Annotated in this window: 10 protein-coding genes, 2 pseudogenes and 1 CRISPR repeat array; of the genes and pseudogenes, 9 read left to right on the top strand and 3 right to left on the bottom strand. The window is 68.0% G+C overall.

Going from position 1 to position 19,350, the window contains the following annotated elements; genetic code table 11:
• Positions 1–824, bottom strand: an 824-nt coding sequence (locus WH07_RS13255; RefSeq protein WP_157877334.1) for a hypothetical protein, incomplete at its 3' end; no start/stop codon positions are given.
• A gap of 355 nt (positions 825–1,179) precedes the next feature.
• Here WH07_RS13255 and WH07_RS37455 point away from each other — a divergent pair.
• From WH07_RS37455 to cas2e, 9 genes and pseudogenes are all read left to right on the top strand, one after another.
• A pseudogene (locus WH07_RS37455) lies at positions 1,180–1,785 on the top strand (transposase); the annotation flags it as partial.
• A gap of 394 nt (positions 1,786–2,179) precedes the next feature.
• Positions 2,180–3,001: a CRISPR direct-repeat array (repeat unit 29 nt; unit sequence CGGAACACCCCCGCCTGCGCGGGGACCAC).
• Between the two features lie 129 nt (positions 3,002–3,130).
• Complete coding sequence (locus tag WH07_RS13250; protein WP_046499837.1) at positions 3,131–6,064, top strand: CRISPR-associated endonuclease Cas3''; 2,934 nt, start codon at positions 3,131–3,133, stop codon at positions 6,062–6,064.
• Between the two features lie 349 nt (positions 6,065–6,413).
• Positions 6,414–8,039: a type I-E CRISPR-associated protein Cse1/CasA gene (gene casA, locus WH07_RS13245; RefSeq protein WP_046499835.1), complete on the top strand. Its 1,626-nt coding sequence runs from the start codon at positions 6,414–6,416 to the stop codon at positions 8,037–8,039.
• 161 nt (positions 8,040–8,200) lie between these two features.
• Positions 8,201–8,986, top strand: a complete 786-nt coding sequence (gene casB / locus WH07_RS36215; protein ID WP_079023193.1) for a type I-E CRISPR-associated protein Cse2/CasB — start codon at positions 8,201–8,203, stop codon at positions 8,984–8,986.
• A 72-nt stretch (positions 8,987–9,058) separates the two neighbouring features.
• Positions 9,059–10,240, top strand: coding sequence for a type I-E CRISPR-associated protein Cas7/Cse4/CasC (gene cas7e / locus WH07_RS13235; protein ID WP_046499833.1), 1,182 nt, complete (start codon positions 9,059–9,061; stop codon positions 10,238–10,240).
• Positions 10,237–11,151: a type I-E CRISPR-associated protein Cas5/CasD gene (gene cas5e / locus WH07_RS13230; protein ID WP_046499831.1), complete on the top strand. Its 915-nt coding sequence runs from the start codon at positions 10,237–10,239 to the stop codon at positions 11,149–11,151. The genes cas7e and cas5e overlap by 4 nt, the downstream gene beginning before the upstream one ends.
• The gene (locus tag WH07_RS13225; RefSeq protein ID WP_232788859.1) at positions 11,148–11,972 is read left to right on the top strand and encodes a type I-E CRISPR-associated protein Cas6/Cse3/CasE; all 825 of its coding nucleotides are present in this window, start codon (positions 11,148–11,150) and stop codon (positions 11,970–11,972) included. The genes cas5e and WH07_RS13225 overlap by 4 nt, the downstream gene beginning before the upstream one ends.
• 12 nt (positions 11,973–11,984) lie before the next feature.
• Complete coding sequence (cas1e, locus tag WH07_RS13220; RefSeq protein ID WP_046499829.1) at positions 11,985–13,052, top strand: type I-E CRISPR-associated endonuclease Cas1e; 1,068 nt, start codon at positions 11,985–11,987, stop codon at positions 13,050–13,052.
• Between the two features lie 81 nt (positions 13,053–13,133).
• Positions 13,134–13,448 carry a type I-E CRISPR-associated endoribonuclease Cas2e gene (gene cas2e / locus WH07_RS13215; protein ID WP_046499827.1) on the top strand — a complete coding sequence of 105 codons (315 nt, stop codon included), beginning with the start codon at positions 13,134–13,136 and terminating at the stop codon, positions 13,446–13,448.
• A gap of 1,556 nt (positions 13,449–15,004) precedes the next feature.
• Here cas2e and WH07_RS39710 read toward each other — a convergent pair.
• Together WH07_RS39710 and WH07_RS13210 are read right to left on the bottom strand one after the other, a co-directional pair.
• The gene (locus WH07_RS39710; RefSeq protein WP_157877333.1) at positions 15,005–15,169 is read right to left on the bottom strand and encodes a hypothetical protein; all 165 of its coding nucleotides are present in this window, start codon (positions 15,167–15,169) and stop codon (positions 15,005–15,007) included.
• A 610-nt stretch (positions 15,170–15,779) separates the two neighbouring features.
• Positions 15,780–19,293, bottom strand: a pseudogene (locus tag WH07_RS13210) (DNRLRE domain-containing protein).
• Between the last annotated feature and the right edge of the window lie 57 nt (positions 19,294–19,350).

Raw genomic sequence — 19,350 nt, 5'->3', positions numbered from 1 at the left:
GGGGCGGCCTTGGCGGTGGGGACGACTTGGTAGACGCTGCGGGTGGTGGGGAAGGCGGTGTTGAAATTGCTTTGGACGATCGGCGCCACCCCGTTCAGCGAGCCGAGCGCGACGACGTTCCAGGGATCGGGCAGGGGGCCTTGGGCGATGTAGCGGGAGATGGAAAACGGCATGATGTCGCCCGCCCTGGTCAGCGCCGAGATGTCGTCGGGCTCGGTGGTTCCCTGCACACAGGCGCCGAGATTGGCCTCGGTCAGGCCCAGCGCCCCCAGCCAGGCAGCGCGCGCCTCGGATCCGGGTTTCGGCAGCTTGGGAGTGAGCACAGTTCCGCTGAGGACCCGCAGCGAGCAGTTGTAGATGGCGTTGAGCTGTACGGTTGTCAGAGCGCGCGGCAGAGGGCTGTCCTTGCGGACGGCGAAGGTGTCGGCGGTGGTGGCGACGGGGATCCAGGTCAATGAGGAGCCCGACTGGTTGATCGGGCCCTGGGTGGAACGAACGAAGTCGATACAGTCGGGGGCGTTGCGGAGTGCGGTTATGCCCGCTGCGGAGCCGTTGGGTCGGGGCAGTACGCAGCCAGTGGGCCGGGTCTGGATGACGGCCGAACCGGTGGCATTGTAAGAAGCGATGTATGGGGCGCCGTCGGGTGCGAGAAAGGCCTCGGCGATGGCGTTGTTCACGTCCTGGGTGACTTCCGAGCCGACGCCCACTACCGGGCGGAACTGCCCAGGAGTCGGGTCCGCTGCCGCTGGACCGGCGAGTAATCCCAGGCTCAGCGCGAGGGCGCCGAAGGTGGCACTGAGGCGGATGTAGAAACGCGCGTTCAAAATTCCCCTCCTATACATGGCCTATCAAAGGCTTCAGGCCACAGCCTGTCAGCCGATAACCAGCCTTTCCGTTTCGGCCGGGGTAATGAGGCGTCGCTGAGGGGCAACGGTTTGAAGCGCCGACGCGCTTTCGTGGATCGGGTGTGGCGGTGATCCCCCGCGGTGGTCGGGCTCTCCACAGTCCTTCGGCCGTAGCGGTCAGGCGGCACAAGAGCCGATGCCAGTCTCTGTTATCTGTCACCGTCCCAGGAAACACGGACCATCGGCTCCTTAACGGGGCTCGCTCTGCAATCAGGTGGCTTGGGCCGGATGGCTGTGTTCGGGGCGGGAATTGAGCGTTCGGTCCGGTACGGGGATGTTGCCGTGGGTCGTGTCGGATGAACTGTGGGGCTGCTTTGAACCACTGCTGCCGCAGTGTGAGCGCAGGTTCCGTCATCCGGGCCGTAAGGCATTGCCGGACCGGGAGGTGCTGTGCGGGATCCTGTACGTGCTGCATACCGGTGTCCAGTGGGGGTACCTGCCGCAGGAGTTGCGGTTCGGCCCGGGCATGACGTGCTGGCGCTGTCCGCGGGACTGGCGTCTGGCAGCGGCTGCACGAGGTCCTGCTCGCCGGACTCAACGCGGCTTCACGCCTGGAACGGTCCCGCTGCGTGGTCGGCTCCTCCCACGTCAGGGCACTGAAAGGGGCATCCGCACAGGCCCGTCGCCGGTCGACCGGGGCCGGGCCGGCTCGAAGCACCCCCTGATCACCGACGGGCACGGCTTCGTGCCCGCGTTCGCCCGCCGCGGCACTCTGCACGGCACCGGACTGGGCACCTACCGCTCGGTCGTGGAAAGGGGTTTTGCGTGGCTGCACGCCTTCCGCCGCCTGCGCATCCGGTGGGAGCGACGAGCCGACATCCGCGAAGCGTTCCTCGAAATCGCCTGCTGCCTCATCACCCACCGACAACTCGGCTCATTGCGTCAGCTGTTGTTGGAGAGACCTTGGCCGGGAAACGCCCCGGAACTGCTGGTGAGCTGGGGTACGGGTGGGGGATATCGGGAGCAGGGGCGTGTTTCGACTCGCTGCTCAGATATACGCCGAGAAGGGCGCTTGCCGGGCATCAGCCCTGGTCAGGCGCCCATTCCCTGTGCCTAGAAGAGGCCGAGCTTCTTCGGGGAGTAGCTCACCAGCAAGTTCTTCGTCTGCTGATGGTACGGCGGCAACGGATCGCTGACCAGCACAAATAGTGCCCGTCGAGACGTGGGCGGGGTCGCTGGCCCGAGCATGGCCCGGATCATGCTCGATGCTGTTCCCGGGGCCGGCCCCTGCGCAGGGACCACGCTGGCAGCGGTCGCGGCAAAGCAGGAGACGCCGGAACACCCCCGCCTGCGCGGGGACCACGATGGGAACCGGTGCCGCCGTCCCCATCAGAACGGAACACCCCCGCCTGCGCGGGGACCACCGAATGGTCACGATCGTGCGGAGTACGAGCCGCGGAACACCCCCGCCTGCGCGGGGACCACGCCGGGCAATGCGCGCGGTCATGGGCACACCACGGAACACCCCCGCCTGCGCGGGGACCACGGCGTCCATGTAGGTGTCCCACAGCGCGGCGCCGGAACACCCCCGCCTGCGCGGGGACCACTCCGGCACCGTCATGGTCGGATCCAACCCGGGCGGAACACCCCCGCCTGCGCGGGGACCACGGGCTGTTCCTGCGCGCGGAGGCCAACGGGATCGGAACACCCCCGCCTGCGCGGGGACCACTCGTGAACCGTCGTCCCGAGGTCGCTCGCGGCCGGAACACCCCCGCCTGCGCGGGGACCACGTGACCTTTCCATTCGGCATGTAGAGCCGGTTCGGAACACCCCCGCCTGCGCGGGGACCACGCCGACGACGATGCCAGGGGGACGGTCCTCGGCGGAACACCCCCGCCTGCGCGGGGACCACAGCGATCATGCAGAGGGCGCAGTCGTATTCGCCGGAACACCCCCGCCTGCGCGGGGACCACTACGGCAGAGCCGACAGCAGCCGGTCCGCTTCCGGAACACCCCCGCCTGCGCGGGGACCACGGCCGTGGCCAGGTCTTCGTCGTTGATCGGGCCGGAACACCCCCGCCTGCGCGGGGACCACCGGTCCTCGCGGGCCTGCTCGGCCTCCAGCGCCGGAACACCCCCGCCTGCGCGGGGACCACACTTCCTGACCTGCGGCGTTAGAGGGGCTTTGCTGTTCCTTGACCATCGCTCATTCTCACACCTCCATGGTGTCAGAGGCATGTGGTGAAGTACCCCTCAGTGAGAGAACGCACTCGGAGGGGTGGGACATGATCGACGCGCGTCTTTGGGGGAAGTCCGACGGGCTTGCGAGGCCGTACCCCGTCATCGGGCACCTCGTGGATTCGGCGATGGTCTGCGGGGCCGTTTGGGATGTCGTCCTGACTGCCGCTCAGCGCCGTTGTATCGCTGAGGCGTTAGGCATCGATTTACCGCAGGCCCGGCGGGTTGTCATGTTCTGGGCCGGGCTTCATGACCTCGGGAAAATCATGCCGCAGTTCCAGGACTTGGCCGTCCGGGAGAGACCGGCTCACTGTGGATTTCTCCGTGAGGCTGCTTACGCGCATGACCGGGTGAATGACAGCAGGGTCAAGAAGGTTCGTCATGAGTACGCCACTCATCGCGTGCTTCCACAGCTGCTCGCCCAGCTTGGCTATCCCGTGTCCGGTGGGCGGACAGCGAAGCTGCTGCTTGCTCAAGTGGCTCAGATTCTCGGCGGGCACCACGGGCGATACTCCGAAGGGATCGAACCGCAGGATCTGCGCGACCCGTTGATCGGCCTGCCGGAGCTGGGGGCTGGGGCCTGGACCGACCAACGCCGGGAGCATGTCGCAGCGTTGTATGAGGTACTGGAACGGCCCGCCATACCCGGTTGCGGTGCCCTGCCGGTGCACACCGCAACCGTGATCGCCGGAGTCGTCATTGTTTCGGACTGGATCGCCAGCCAGCAGCATGTGATTGAGCAGCAGCAGAAAGCGGTGGATGCTCACCCGGATTTCGGTTCTTCGATCGCGCTACGAGCCCACGCGCGAAGCGCGGAGCGTATGGCGCCTGGCCTTGTCGAGGATGCCGGTCTCGGCCGGGCCACCTTCGGCGGTGGCGCGTTCCGTGACATGTTCCCGGGGATCACCTCGCCGTATCCACTGCAGTTGAGCGTGGAGGCAGGACTGACCGGCGTGGTGGATGGGCCGGGCATTCTGCTGGTGACAGCGCCGACGGGAGACGGTAAGACGGAGACGGCCCTGTATGCGGCGTCGCTGATGGGCGCGGCTTGCGGGACGAGCGGATTGTTCTTCGCTCTGCCCACGCAGGCCACGGCGAACCAGATGTACGGGCGGCTTGTTCGCTTCGCCGAGAAAAACCTCCTGGAATCCGCGCAGTTGACTCTGCTGCACGGCGCGGCCGATTTGTACGCCCCATACGCCGAGCTCGCCGATGATATGGCGCACGGCGGCGTTGACCCTCGTGTGCTGTCCGACCACGAGGCCGGTGGCGATCAGGGGCGGCAGATCTCTGTCGAGGCCAGCCGGTGGCTGCGTAAGCGGGGACGGGGCATCCTCGCACCGCTGGCTGTCGGCACGATTGACCAGGCACTGATGGGCGTACTGCCGCTGAAGCGCAACGCGTTGCGCCATCTCGGCCTCTCCGGGAAAACGGTGGTGATTGACGAGGCCCACGCCTATGACGCCTACACCCACGCCCTGCTGCTCAGACTGTTGGAGTGGCTCGGAGCCCTGCGTGTTCCGGTCGTACTGCTGTCGGCCACGCTCACCGGGGAGACGGCGCGGGGCATGGTGCGGGCATATCTGTCCGGGGCGGATGCCAATGCCGGGGCGCGTGAGGTACCCGCGCCTTCATACCCGGGCTGGCTTTTCGCCTCCGCGCACAGCGACCGCGTCATTGAGCCCGTAGAGCCGCTGCGCAGCGAACGGGAGCGAGACCTCGAAGTGAACGTTCGGCACGTCACACACACCTATGAGCCAACCGTGAAGGACGGCCGGCTGGCCTCCCTGCTGAACGTCCTCGACGACGTGGCGACCGGTGGTGGATGTGCGGCCGTCATCTGTACGACCGTGGCCGAAGCGCAGCAGACGTATGACGCTCTGCGTGCGCATTACCGGTCCCGTTACGGCGGCGATGACTACGTCGGCTGGGACGATCGGTCTGAAGAGGACCGAGGCCGCGAGGACAGCCACGCCGGTCCTCGGCTGCGGTTGCTTCACGCTCGTTTCCCGGCCCGGCGCAGAGCGGAGATCACAGCCGAAGCTGAGAGGTGGTTCGGGCGTACGGACAAGCCCGAGGTGCGCCGGCCTGCGGGTGCGCGAGGTGCCGTGCTTGTCGCCACCCAGGTGATCGAGCAGTCCCTCGACCTCGACTTCGACCTGGTCGTCTCAGACCTCGCCCCGATGGCCATGCTGCTCCAGCGGGCAGGGCGGGTGTGGCGCCATGCCGACCCCGCACCGACACGGCCCGAGTGGTCCAAGGGACCGCGCCTGGTGGTGTTGGCGCCCGTCGGGAAGGATCGAGGGCTCTCGGTTCCGACGTCGTGGGGCGACGTCTACGCGCATTCGCTGTTGCGCCGCACCCTGGAACTGCTGGAGCGACGGAACGGAGCGAGCCTGGCTGTGCCGGGAGATGTCCAGGAACTGGTGGATGCCGTGTACGACCCCGAGTTCGCCTCAGCGGCACCGGAAGAACTGATGGAGCAGGACCTCCGGCGCATGGCCGATGACATGGCCCGTCGTGCCTTGGCCGGCATGGTCGCGTTGCCCGCTCCTCGCATGGTCAGGTCGTTGCACGCCCTGACGACCAGCGACGCCGACGAGGAACTGGTCCGTACTCGCCTCGGTGTGGAGGCGGTCCAGGTTCTGCCGGTCTTCGAAAACGAAGCCGGTCGGTGGCTGGACGAGGAGTGCAGCGTCAGACTGCCGGAGTCCGGGCGGGGCTTGAAAGGCCGCTTCACGACGGCTGAGGTGCGTGCACTGCTCGGTTACGTGGCCCCTCTCGCCCATGGACCCTGGCGAGCGGAGTGCGGACCGGCGAACGTACCGCCCGCCGTATGGCGGGACGAACCTCGGTTGGCACGGCTTGTGCTCCTTCCGCATCGCGTGACCGGCGGCGCAGGTCGGGGAGCGGTGCTGGGGGAGACCCGGATCACCTGTGACCGAGAGCTGGGCCTGATTATTCATCGTGACGGGCGTTAAGGGACGAATTCGAGGCTGTCCGTGTACATACCGCTCCCAATCATCTTCACCGGTCGCCGTAACCAGTCACCTTGCTCAAATCTTTGCGGGATCAAGGAGTTTGACGCTACGGTAGTCGGGCGATCGCGAAGCGTGTCTGTCTGGCAAGCCAGCTTGCCAGACAGACACGCCGGGAACACCCCCGCCTGCGCGGGGAGTACCTGAGGCAGCGCTGCTCGCCCCAACCGGTCACGGGTTCACCTCCGCCTGCGCGGAGCGCTTCTCCGCCTGTCGCGGAGGGTTCCAGGCTACGGCTCTCTGATGAGCCGTTCCCCATCAGCATTCTTCAGTTGATCGAGGTTTACTCCCCATGTCGCAAGATCCGGTTGGCGACGACCGTTTCCCCCTTGATACAAGGCCATGGATCCCGGTCTTCGCGAGCGGAGCCACAACTCGGGTCGGCTTACGCGAACTCTTCCTCCGCGCCCATGAGTTCGAAGGGCTCGCCATCGCTCTGCCTCCGGCCGCCTCCGGCCTGATGCGGATACTGTCCGCGATGGCTGCCCGTATCACTCGTCTGTATTACGCAGTAGACAGCGACGAGTGGTTCGACCGGCGCTATGAACTGCTCGAAGACGGAGCCAGGTTCGGGTCCGACGCGGTACACGAATACTTCGACCGCTACGCCGACGGCCTGCGGCTCCACGACCCGGTCCGCCCGTTTCTCCAGGACCCCCGTCTGAACGCCGAGTGCTCCGGATCGTCCGGCGTGAACAAGCTGGTGATGGCTCGGCCCGCAGGCAACAACCAGGTGTTCTTCGGGCACTTCACCGACGCCGAGCAGGTGGCCCTCGCCCCGGAAGAGGCCGTGCTCCATCTGATCGCTCAGCTCTACTACGGACCGTCCGGACAGTGCACACCGCGGACCGTCGAAGGGCAGCGCTACGGGAACACGATGGCCGGGCCGCTGCGCCGGGTCCTTTCCTGCCACCCCGTCGGACGAACGCTGTACGAGACGCTGATGCTGGGTATCCTGGAGCCCGGCACCTGGCCCCAGGTCTCCGACCGGAGCAATGACGCCTGTCCTTGGGAGCGGACGGAACTGCCCACTCCCCTCGCTCCGCCGACACCTGCCACCGGCCCGCTCTCCATGTTGACCGAGCAGTACCAGCACGCGGTTCTTCTCCAGCCCGGACCGGACAAGGCCAGCGTTACGGACGCCACGATCACCTGGGCTCTGCGCCACAACCGGCCTGCCTGCCGCGACCCGTATCTCATCTGGGACGAGAAGAAGGACGGCGACCTTTATCCCCGCGATGCCAAGGCGGAGAGGGCACTGTGGCGGGACCTTGACGCCCTGGTCCTGCTGAGCCGGAGCGGTGGGGGGCGCAGGCCGCTGATCTTCGAAGGGCTGGCCGGCGATCAACTGCCCGAGCCGGTGTTCCACGCACTGCGGGTGGTCGCGTACGGATTTGACCAGGACGGGCAGACCAGGGACAGGACGTACTTCACCGCGACGACCCCGCCGCTCTTCGCTCTGCTCAACTCTTCCCGGACGGCGGAGGATTCGGCACTGGCGCGGGGGGCGAAGGAGGCGCGGGAGGCGGCGGAGAAGGCGGCCTGGCACCTCGCCACGGCCTTGCGCACTGCCTGGCGGAGTTACACCACGCCGTTCGCCGACGATCGTCCCGCCGACCGCTCGGGCGGTGCCCAGGGCAGAACCAGCGGCCTGAGCGGTGCGGGCAAGAAGGACAAGGGGATGGGGCCGTGGCCCGAGGCCGCGTTGGCCGACTACTGGCCGGCCGCCGAGGAACGCTTCTGGGAACTCCTGGACTCCGGTGGCTTCAGCCTGGCCCTCCCCGCCTTCGGCCGGATCGCGCTCCGCGCCTTCGATGACGTAACCGCTCCCGTGGCCGCACAGCCACGGGGTGCCAAGGCCCGGGAGAACGCCCGGGGCCTGGTACGGAGCCTGCTCGATCACGGCCGCGGTCGATAGTGCCGGACCCGACCACCGCCTTTGAGATCACCTCACGACCGTCGTCGAACCATCAGCCCCCTCAGCCCTCCGGCTGACCGCCCCGTACAGCGCGGGAGTGGTGCCCCACCACGGCCGGGTCGTACACATCCGCTGGACAACAAGCAGTGAAGGACTCATTGATGAGCCTCATCGATGCGGGAGATACCCCGCCTCCGGCAGCCGGGACGGACCCGGCGCCCCGCCACCCCACGCTCGCCGAATGTGACAGGTTCGTCGGCCGGGTACGTGAGTCGTGTGCCAATTCCGGTACGCAGCAGGCACTTCGCCGTGGACTGGCCAAGCCCGTGGACGAGGTCCCTGCCCGCACCCACGCGGCGCTGCTGCGGAACGGTCTCATTCCCGACACGGCCGGCGGAGCCACACGCCGTGCCTACTACGCGGTGGCCGCACTGATCGCCGCCCGCCCCCGTGCTGAGCGGCTCTCGGACGCCTCGACACGGGAAGCCGCTGACAGCGGCACCGCCCGGGCGGGCACCCCGGCGAACCTGCCCGACGACCGACCTCGTGGCGCCGCAGCCAGTGCCGATGCCGGGCAGGCATCCAGCGCTGGGGAGCGCGTCGGCCCCGGCGCCGCCGCCCGGACATCCGGGACTCAGCCCCGCTTCTCCTGGGGGACCAGCCTCGGCGCGAGCATGGCTCAGGCTGTGACACGCGCGGGCCAGAACGCGGTGAAGGAGGACGGCGTCGAGTCCCGGCTGCACCTGCTCGTACGGCAGGAGTCGGACGGGCTGCATCGCATGCTGCCCGCCGTGCTCCGCCAACTCGGCTCGGCCGGGATCACTGCCGACTACGGCCGGCTCCTGTACGACATCCGGCGCTGGCAGTACGACCGCGACGCGACGGCCACCCGCTGGCTGGAGGACTACTACCGCACCCTCCGCCGAGCACAGCAGGCGCAGAACTGAACGGTGGGGCATTCCGTGCCAACGCCTGCCTCACATCACTATCATTCACCGCACAGAACCAGGAACCACACCATGACGACGAACGGAACCGCCACCGCGACCACGGCGGCCGAGGCCGTCCCGCGCAGTCCCCGCTTCCTTGACCTGCACATCCTCCAGACGCTGCCGTTCAGCAACGTCAACAGGGACGACCTCGGTTCGCCCAAAACGGTTACCTATGGCGGCGCGACCAGGACCCGGGTTTCCAGCCAGGCATGGAAGCGCCCCACGCGTCTCGCCGTCGAGAAGCAGATCGGTGAGCAGGCTCACCGGACGCGGCGGCTTCCTTTTCAGATCGCCAAAGTCCTCATGTCACGAGGTTGGCCTGAGGATCTGGCCGAACTCGCCGGAGCCCAGGTCATCCGGTCCACCGAGTCCAAACTGGGCTTGGAAAAGGGGGACCGGCTCACGGCGTCTCTGCTTTTCCTGCCCGACACGGCGGTGGAGGTTCTGGCCACCCTCGCCGAAGAGAACAGGGAAAAACTGAAGAAGGCGCTGGGCACGAAGGCGGCGGAGAAGCCCCTGCTGCCCAAGGATCCCATCTACGACGTCCTGCGGTCGCGGAACGGCTCCATCGCGCTCTTCGGCCGCATGCTCGCCGAGATCCCCGGAGCCGGGGTCGACGGGGCCGTACAGGTGGCCCACGCCTTCACCACCCACAGCACCTCGGTGCAGGCCGACTTCTTCACGGCGGTGGACGACATCGATCAGTGGGCCACGGACGCGGGAAGCGCCCACATGAACACCGGTGAGTACAGCAGCGGCGTCTTCTACCGTTACGCCACCCTCGACCTCGACGACCTGGCCAAGAACATCTCCGACACCGGTACCGCACGGGAGTTGGCCACCGCGTTCGCCACGGCGTTCATCCAGAGTCTTCCGTCCGCGAAGAAGACGTCCACAGCTCCCCACAGCGTCCCGGACCTCGTTCACGTCGTCGTCCGCTCCGACCGGCCGGTGTCGCTGGCGGCCGCGTTCGAGGAGCCGGTACGGGCCAAGTCCGCTGGGTGGGGGCGGCCCTCGCGCGCCGCCCTCGACGCCTACGCGGCGCGGGTGGGAAAGCTCTTGGGCAGCTCCGGCATCGCGTACAGCGCACATGCGGGTGTGGACGACGACGAGTGGAAGGGACTCGGGGCCCGGGTCGATTCCTACGCCGCGCTCGTGGACGGCGCTGTCGCCACCGCGTGGCCCGCAAGCGAGGGTAACCCCTCATGAGCGGCTTTCTGCTGCAGCTTGGCGGCCCCCTTCAGTCGTGGGGCGAGCACAGTGACTTCACCGACCGGGACACGGTGTCCCACCCCACTCGTTCGGGGCTCATCGGCATGATCGCGTCCGCCTTCGGTATTTCCCGTGACCAGGCTGTGGCGGACTGGGAGGACGGCTCGGCGCCGCCCACCGGGTTCGGCCGCCTGACTCGTCTGCGGTTCACCATACGATGCGACCGGCCCGGGACCCGGTTGCGTGACTTCCACACGGTCGGCGGAGGCTACCCCGCCCACCGGACAGTGCCGACGGCCAAGGGCGGACGGCGCGGTGCGGGCATGACCACCATCGTGTCCCACCGCGGTTATCTCTCCGACGCCGTCTTCACCGTCGCCGTCACCGCTCCGAACGCCGCCGATCTCGCCGCCGAATGCGCGCAGGCACTCGCCGCACCGCGCTGGCCGCTCCATATGGGGCGACGGTCCTGCCCGCCCGGCGCACTGTTCCTTCTGCGCGCCGATGTGCCGGATCCCGTCCGTGAACTGCGTGCCGTCCCGCTGGCCCGGTCCAGGCCAGGTCCCGTACGCCCCGGAGACGACGAGCCGGGCGAGCCGGTCGAGAGCCCCGCCACCGTCACCGTACGGTTCACGGCGGACACGCCATTTCCGCCCGACTTCGTTAATGGGCTCCCGGCCGGGGTCGTGGCCGACTCACCGGCCCCGACATCCGGCAGATCGTCGGTGAGCACGCTGAACGACGAGCCCGTGCGGCTGATGTCCCGCGACCGCGTCTACCGCAGCCGACCGGCGTACGCGACGAGTTGTCGGCTCCCCGCGGACCTGTGCGCGGGGCACGGCCTCGCCTATCTCGACGCCCTTGACTCGTACCTCCACCCGTCCCAGCCCGAACGGAACGCGCCGTGACCACCGCTACCGCCCTGCTTGCCACATCCTCCTCGTCGACCGGAAGCGCCTGGCTGACCCGGCTACGGCTCAATCCCGCCAGCCGGCCTGTGCAGCGCGACCTCGGAAACGCCGTCGCCTTACACCGCCGTGTCATGAGCCTGGTGCCGGACGGACTCGGTGTAAGTCCGCGTTCCCGGGCCGGAGTGCTCTTCCGGCTCGACATGGACGGCACCGGAGCCCCGGTCCTGCTGGTCCAGAGCCGCGTCGCCCCTGACCCCACCCGGCTTCCCCAGGGGTACGCCGATGTCCAGGCCAGGGACATGCACGCCCTCTTCGGCGCCCTGCGCCCTGGGCTCGCCGTGCGCTACCGGCTCCTCGGCAACACGGTCCGCCGATGCGGCCGCAACAGCACGGCGGGCAGGTGGAAGCAAGCCATCCCGCTCCACGGTGAAGACGCCGACTGCTGGTGGACAGAGCGGGCGACGACCGCCGGTCTGTCCCTTCGCACCAACCTCTCCGACTCGGCGGAGAAGCTCAGCACGTGGCACACCGACCCCCGTGACCAAAGCGTGATGCAGAGCAAGGAAGAAGGCGGTGAGCGCCGGCCGGAGGTGTCTGGAGTGGTTGGTGGGCGTCGGCCGGTAGCGACCGGAGCCGCCGGTGGACGCCGCTCGCGGGAAGGGCAGGTGCTGGTGCCCCGCCAGGCCACGCTGTTCGAAGGGACTGCCGTCGTGCGCGACGCGGAGGCACTGCGGAACGCGCTGCTCAACGGCATCGGCCGTAGCAAGTCGTACGGATGCGGTCTGCTCAGCCTCGCGCCCGGCGCCCAGGAAAGGTGAGGGCGGCACACCATGACTGACTCCAGTTCTCCGCACGACAAGGGCACAGCGCGCCGTCGTATCGCCGCACCCACACTCGCCATGCTTCCCAGGGTGGGCGACTCCCTGTCGTTCCTGTACGCCGATGTGGTCCGCATCGTCCAGGACGACACCGGGGTCTGCGCCGAGACAACCTCCGCAGACGGCGAGACGACCCGCGTCTACCTTCCGACGTCCGCCCTCTCCTGCGTCCTTCTCGGTCCCGGAACCTCCATCACCCAACCCGCCATGGCCACCTTCGCCCGGCACGGCACCACGGTGGTGTGCGCGGGATCCGGCGGTGTCCGCTGCTACTCCGCGACCACGTCCGACGCACTCACCACGCGGTGGCTCGAACACCAGGTCCACCAGTGGAGCGACCCCGAACGCCGGCTCGCGGTGGCCAGGCAGATGTACCTCATGCGCTTCAACGACGCGGTCCCCGCGACAACGCCGCTCAACACCCTGCGCGGACTGGAAGGACAGCGCGTCAAGGCGCTCTACCGGCTCCTCACCCAGCAGCACGGCATCGGCCGGTTCCGCCGCAACTACGACCCCGCGGCCTGGGACGAACAGGACCCGGTCAACCTGGCCCTGTCCTCCGCCAACACCTGCCTCTACGGCATCGTGCACGCGGCCCTCATCGCCCTCGGCTGCTCACCAGCGCTCGGCTTCGTACACCAGGGAAAGCAGCACGCCATGGTGTACGACATAGCCGACCTCTACAAAGCAGAACTCACCATCCCGCTCGCGTTCTCCCTCCACGACTCACCCCAGCCAGAAGCCATGGCCCGCCGAGGCTTCCGCGAAGGGCTGCGCCTGTACAAACTGCTGCCGAGGATCGTCGCGGACGTACAGGCCCTCCTGGCACCGGGCGAGGCGCAGCCTCTGCCGGACGGGCATGCGGTGGAGATGGTCAACCTCTGGGATCCGGAGGTCGGTTCCGTACCCGCAGGCGTCAACTACGCGCAGCAGTCGGACACGTCGTACGTCCTCGGCCTCGATGAAGCGCCGCCCGAGACGGATGTGACGCCCGAGACGGGGCCGAGCGAGTCGCGCTGAAATAGATCCGCGCCGGTGAGCGGGGGCTCCTGCCCGTCGGCCCCCGAGCCCGTTGCCAGCCCTCAAGGAAACCGGTGATTCATGCCGTCCATGACAGTCCTCTCGACCACTGCTGTCCCCGACCACGTCCGCGGCGCCCTCACCCGCTGGATGATCGAGCCCACCCCCGGCCTCTACGTCGGGACGCTCTCCGCCCGCGTCCGCGACGAACTCTGGCGCGTGGTCAGCGCCTCGATCGGCTCCGGTGCCGCCGTGCTGATCCACTCGGAGGCGAACGAACAGGGCTACACCCTCCACACGGCAGGCGAACGCCGCAGAGCCCTGGCTGATTTCGACGGCCTGACCCTTGTCGCTTTCCGCCCGGAGGAATATCAAGAACTGACAAAACGCTCCTAAACCCCAAGCTCAGGAAGGTGCTCCCCGCGCGGGCGGGGTGAAGCACTTCTGGACGTACCAAACATCGAGGGCCAGAACGGACCACCCCGCTTGCGCGGGGACCACCCCTTCCTGAGCTGCGGAGTTAGAGGGTTTTGGCCGTCGCTTGATCGAGCCTCATGCACATACTTCCGTGGTGTCAGAGGCATGTGGTGAAGTTCCAGTCACCGGGAAGGGGCGCCGGTGATGGGTGGAATGGAGCAACTGGCTCGGTCGGGAGGGCAGCGGCCTGGCGATAACGGCGGCTTGGAGAAATCAGCTCATCTCCGAATGCCGGTGAAGGTCGAGGACCGGGATGGCCGCAGGCAGCATCCGCAGATCGCCAGCCTGGCGAACGAGGCATGCTCCCGGTCCAGATGAAGCCGGACGCGAAGTTCCTCGTAGCCGAGAAATGATCTAGGCAGTGCTCGTTGCACAGCCAGTTCCCCATGCTCGTCCATGGGACGGTGACGCCTTGCACCCCTGTCGCCCGGATGGTCTTGAGCAGATCGACGCTCGCGTCGTCAGGGGAGATACCCCACAGCATGTTCGAGTCCATGATGATCAAGTAGGTAGCTCCGTTCCCGTCTGGCATGCAACAGACGGGGCGAGCCTCCCAGGCACGGAGCGGCCTCGTCAGCGATTTTCGATCACACTGACTCTGTAACGGCGGGACTCTCGCACGCACTGGCCGCACGGGCGTGACTCCACCGGCGTGAGACTCCGTGCCGGTGGAGGCGCTGCGTACTAGGGGGAGCCATGACGGGCCAGAGTTCCGGTGCCTACCTATGCAGGGTCGTGACGCTCATTTGACGCTCTGGGCGCCCGGCGGCTCTCATCCGGGCCCCGAAAGCAGCTCTGACCTGCTGCTTTTCTGCCTGCGTCCAGGCCGACATCTTTCCGATGACGCACCACGTGGAGTGCGTCGCGATCCTTGAGCCTGTCACGAAGGGCGCCTGACCTGCAGGTTTATCTGTGCGCATTATGTGCGGTGTGGGCGTTACGGGCGATATCTTGACGCTGAAATGACGCTTGTGACGCTCATTTGACGCTCGTTCTGATGGGGCGTCAGGCGTGCTGTTGAGCAGGTCAGGCCCTGCCGAGGTGGCGAATGTCGAAGGGGTGCCAAGGGCAGGTGACGCTGGAGCGCAGCGCCGCTGATTCGGCTGATCAGATGTCGCGGAAGAGACCAGCCAGCGCGGTGACCTGCCACGATGAGGGGTCTTTGGCCGCTGACCTGAGCGAATGGTCTTTCGGTTGTTTCATGCTCGTGCCGGTTGATGAGGCCGGAAGTCTCAGAAGAGTCCCAGAGAACTCCCACGGCCGACGGACGCCCTTTCGGTTCTGCTCGACGTGGGGCAGCGCGGCCGGGCCGGGGCTCTGCGCTGGAGGTCGGCCTTGTTCCTCTGCGGCAATGGGCGGCGCACTTCCGCTGGCGCGGAGAGCACCGCATCGAGGCGGGCGGGCAGAGGTACCGCGACGGCTCACCTCCGCTCGCGCGGAGAAACACGTCTGCTGGCCTATCTGGGTGTGCCGGTTCAGCTTCGACGTGCCGCGTCCGCTTTCCGCACCATCTTCGCCGCGTGGTCAGCCGAGTCGGCCAAGTTCCGGAGTGCGCGGGAGACCCGGCTGAGGAACTCCACAACGTGGTCGGCGCGGGTGTCCTGCTTGGTGCTGGTGCGGAAGGTGGTGCTCTGGGCCACGGTCGGCTCCTTGAAAAGGGGGTGCTGGGTGTGCTGTGCCCACTGTGGCACCGGGGACTGACACGTCGGGCGGAAACATGACACCCCCCACCCGAACCGGGCAGGGGTCTGGCGCCAGGTGACGCAGCGAGGGGCGGTCAGCGATGGCCGATAGATCACACCTCATGCTTCCTGTGGCACGAGAAGTGCTCAGGCAGCTCTTCGGGTCCTGAAGGCTTGCGGGCTGACCGCAGCCGAAGCGGCAGAGCGGGATCGCTTGACCCGACGCGTCGACCGGAACCCTGGCGTCCTCGGTTTCCCGGGGGCGGGACTCAAGGACGATTGCGCGGCTGCCATGTCTCTGCTTCGGTTCAGCCCGCACCTCCGAAGCCGGACCTCGGTTCATCTGTCGCACTGGTCCCCCTGTCGTACGGATGGCTGGCGCTCCTTGTCGTCCAGGGCGGGCCCGGTGAGCGCGCCGTTTTGGCTGCACTGGCCCTCCTCCAGGACGCCGTTACCGCCGGTCGGGGTGATGTTGATGACGGCTCCGGGCAGTGGCTTGCCGCTGTTCGGTGAGGGGCTGGCCGCGTCCTCCGCGGCCAGCCCCTCACCGTAATCCCCTGACCGCGCCTCAGCCGATGGCGATCCGGGTCTTCCAGTAGCTCGCCGTCGAGATGACCTCGGTGCCCGAGCCCGAGAGGGCCGTGCGGCTTCCGGCGTAGAACCGTACGGTGCCGTTGGTGTGGACGGTCCAGATGTCGGGGATGGAGTCGCTGTTGGCGTCCGGTGTGCCGATGAGCAGGTAGATGCTGCCGCTGTCCCAGCCCGAGGCGCCGTAGATGGCGTCCTCGGCGTCGGCGGAGTTGGCGGCCGTGGCCAGGGAGTTCAGGTCGGTGCCGCCGCTGCTCGCCTTGATGCCCTTGCGGAAGAGGAGTCGGCCGGAGACGTCGCTGCGGAACACCAGGTCCGTCGCGCCGTCGCCGCTGATGTCCGCTACGGTGACGATGTCCCGCTCGGTCCAGGCTGAGCCGGACAGCCGGACCGCCTGTTCGATGCTGGCGCCGTGGTACCCCGTGAAGGCCCACAGCTCGTCGCCCGTGGTGGCGAAGAAGTCCGTGCGGCCGTCCCCGGTGGTGTCACCCGCCGAGACGATCTGGGTGAGGGACGCGGGACTCGGCGCGTTGGACGGGAGGAGGATCTCCACCCTGCGGTCGATGTCGGTCGCGCCGTAGCCGTCGCCGGGGTACACCCACAGCTTGTCGCCGAGCCGGACGACCAGGTCCTGGAGGCCGTCACCGCCATAGATGTCGCCGTTGTGGGTGATCAGGGCGCCCTTGAAGTGACCGGAGGGTGCGGCGGCGAACGGTGGCAGGTTGTCGCCGTTCGGGTCCTTGTCGGGGTTGGCCCGGTAGGCGCCCGGCATCGAGTAGTCCAGGTCGCCGGTGCCCTTGGCAAGGTCGTTGGTGGCCTGGGAGGAGTACATGGCCAGATTGCCGGCGTCCGTGACGACCATCAGGTCGGGCAGCTTGTCGCCCGTGAAGTCTCCGGGGGCGTCGGCCTGGTCGCGCGGGGTGACGTAGAAGAAGTACTTGGTCGGCTGCGAGGGATTGCCCGCGCTGTCGACGTCCCGTACGTACAGCACATTGGGTCCGGCCGCTGGCGGCTTCGCGTTCGCAAGTGTTGCGCTGACCGTCGTGGCCGTACCGGAGACACGGCTCAGCGAGAACGGGTAGCTCGGTGAGTTGAAGCCGTACTCGTAGCGGACGACGTCCGTGTTGAGCGCGCGCACAGTGAACGAACCGGCCGTGCCGAACTTCTTCGTGGACCAGTTGGCGTCCTCGGCGTCGTTGCCGAAGCCGTTCTCGGCGCCGTCGGCGTTCGGGAAGTCCGTGGAGCTGACCTTCGGAGGCTTGGGCGCGGTGGTGTCGAGCACGAAGCGGCACGGTGTCTTGGCCGGTGTGTAGGCGGAGCTGGCGTTGGCGTCGTCCAGGGCCCGCACCCGCCACGAGTAGAGGGTGCCGTTGGTGAGCCTGCTCGTGGGGAACGCGCTGGTGGTGCGCAGCGCCGTGTCCTTGTCGCCGCCGACCGAGACCTTGCCCGTGTAGCCCAGCAGGTCACCGACGGCGTCCCACTTGCCATGCGGCCACAGGTCGAAGTCCAGGTGGTCGAGGTTCCTGTCCTTGTCGGCCCCTCGCGCGGTGAAGGTCAGGCTTCCCGCGCCCATGCGGACGTACGGCTCGGTGGTGGTGCACTTGGCGTCCGGGCCGAGGTCGAGCGACTTGGAGTCGATGGTCGGCTTGCGGTTGTAGACCAGTTCCAGGACCGGGGCGTTGTCGCCGTTCGCCTGGATCTTCTTCCACGAGTACTGCGAGTGCTCGTCGGTGGCGCGCAGACCGAACGTGATCGAGTCCTTGCCCTCGTCGGCCCTCTTCTGCGCGGCCTTGCGCACATCGAAGGTCTCGTACGCGTCCCGGCACCCGGATTTGTAGCCGTGCGCGAAGCTCTTGGACGCGAACTTGTTGCCGTCGTGCAGCTTGGGTGCGTTCTTCCAGTTGGTGTGCCCGTTGACCGCGCCCGTGAGGTGCACGCTCATCGAGCGGGCGCTGCACGACCAGGCGTATGTCTCCAGTATGCGCAGCTTCGCACTTGTGATTTTCGTGCCCTTGAGGTCCTTGTCGAAGGCGATGTTGAAGTACGAGCGTGAGGTGCCCCAGGTGTCCGACTCGAAGCCGATCCGGGCCTCGTGCGTACCGCCCTTGTTGAAGCCCTTGCCGTTGTAGAACGTGGCGTTGGGGTGGCGGCTGTACGCGGTGGTCCAGCTCTGTGTGTGCTTCTTCATCGACGGGTCGATGAACACCGGGTAGGTGGTGGCCGGGTCGTTGAGGAAGTCCGCGTCGGGCGTGAGCACCCAGTTCGCGCCGGACAGATCTGGCTCGACCAGCTCACCGCGCGAGTCCGGCGAGGGTCCGTCGAGCCCGGGCAGGCCGAGCGTCGCCGAGGAACCGGTCTGCGAGGGCGCGGGCGTCGGCTCGGCCGGGGCGGACGGCAGGGGTGAATCCGACAGCGTGGGTTCGGGGCCGTCGGAGGCCGGCGGGAGGGTCTCGGGGGAGGTGTCGCTCTGCTCGTCGGTCTCGATCAGCTCCTCGGTCGGGCTCGCGCTGCCGCTCGGCTCGTCCGAGACCGACATGCTCGGCTGCGGGCTCTCCTCGGCGGTCGGCTGCGCGGTGGCGCCGACACCGCCGTCGGTGACCGCCGGTGAACCGGTGCTGTCCCACATCAGTGGGGTTGGCGAGACCGCGACCTCGTCCGCGTAGGGGTCTTCTGCCCTCAGCACGCCGGTGACCGCGTCGAGTCGGAAGGTCAGCTCGTCGGCGGTGATGCCGTACGACACCTGCTGAGCCCGGGGGTCGGCAGCGGCCGCGCGGTTCTTGAGCACGAGCAGCTGGGCGAAGCCCTCGTCGTCGGCGGTCAGGACGAGGTCGGCGCCCGGGAAGATCTCCGGGTACAGCGCGCGCGAGCCGTCGATGATCGGCGTGGGGATCGCGCCCGGCCAGGTCAGCTGGATGGTGTAGCCGTCGACGGTGAGGGCGACCAGGGGGCTCGCGGTGTCGGCCGCGGTGGCGGTGTGGACGCCCTTGACCAGGGAGATCCGGTGGACGCCGGAGCGCGAGGCGCGGTCGTCGCCACTGGGGGCCGCAGCGCCGTCACCGGTCTGAGTCCTCACCGTCCGCCTTCGATCCCGCCGAGAACACCATGCGGGCGTTCGTCGACGTCGGCTCCCAGCCTGCCTCCGTGCGCCGGAGGTCGTAGTCGACGGGTCTCCACTCGCCGCCCACCTTGGCCAGGATCGGCGAGGAGTACAGCTTTTTGGCCAGGAACCCGTCGGGCCGCGCCCAGGTGGTCGACCTCGCGGTACGCGCCGCGGTGACCTCGACGGTCTTCCCGGTCTTCACCGCCCTCGCCAGCGCGGCGGCCTCGGTGACCGGAGCGGTCGTCCGGTCCTCCCTCGGTGCGCCCCCGCGGTCGGAGTGGTCCAGGCCGAGGCCGATGAAGGTGATGCCAGTGGCGGCGAGAGCCGCGGTCAGTACGGCGGCGGTGGTCCGTCTTCCGGGCACACCAAACCGGTTGCGCTCCTTGCGCATCATCGGGCGAGTTCCCCTTCCCCCCTTGGAACCGGCACGGGACAGGGCTCGGCCGGGCGT

Source organism: Streptomyces odonnellii (assembly GCF_000981895.1).
Taxonomy (GTDB): Bacteria; Actinomycetota; Actinomycetes; order Streptomycetales; family Streptomycetaceae; genus Streptomyces; species Streptomyces odonnellii.
The sequence above is the reverse complement of the archived record's forward strand: the minus strand, read 5'-3'. Positions and strand labels throughout refer to the sequence as shown.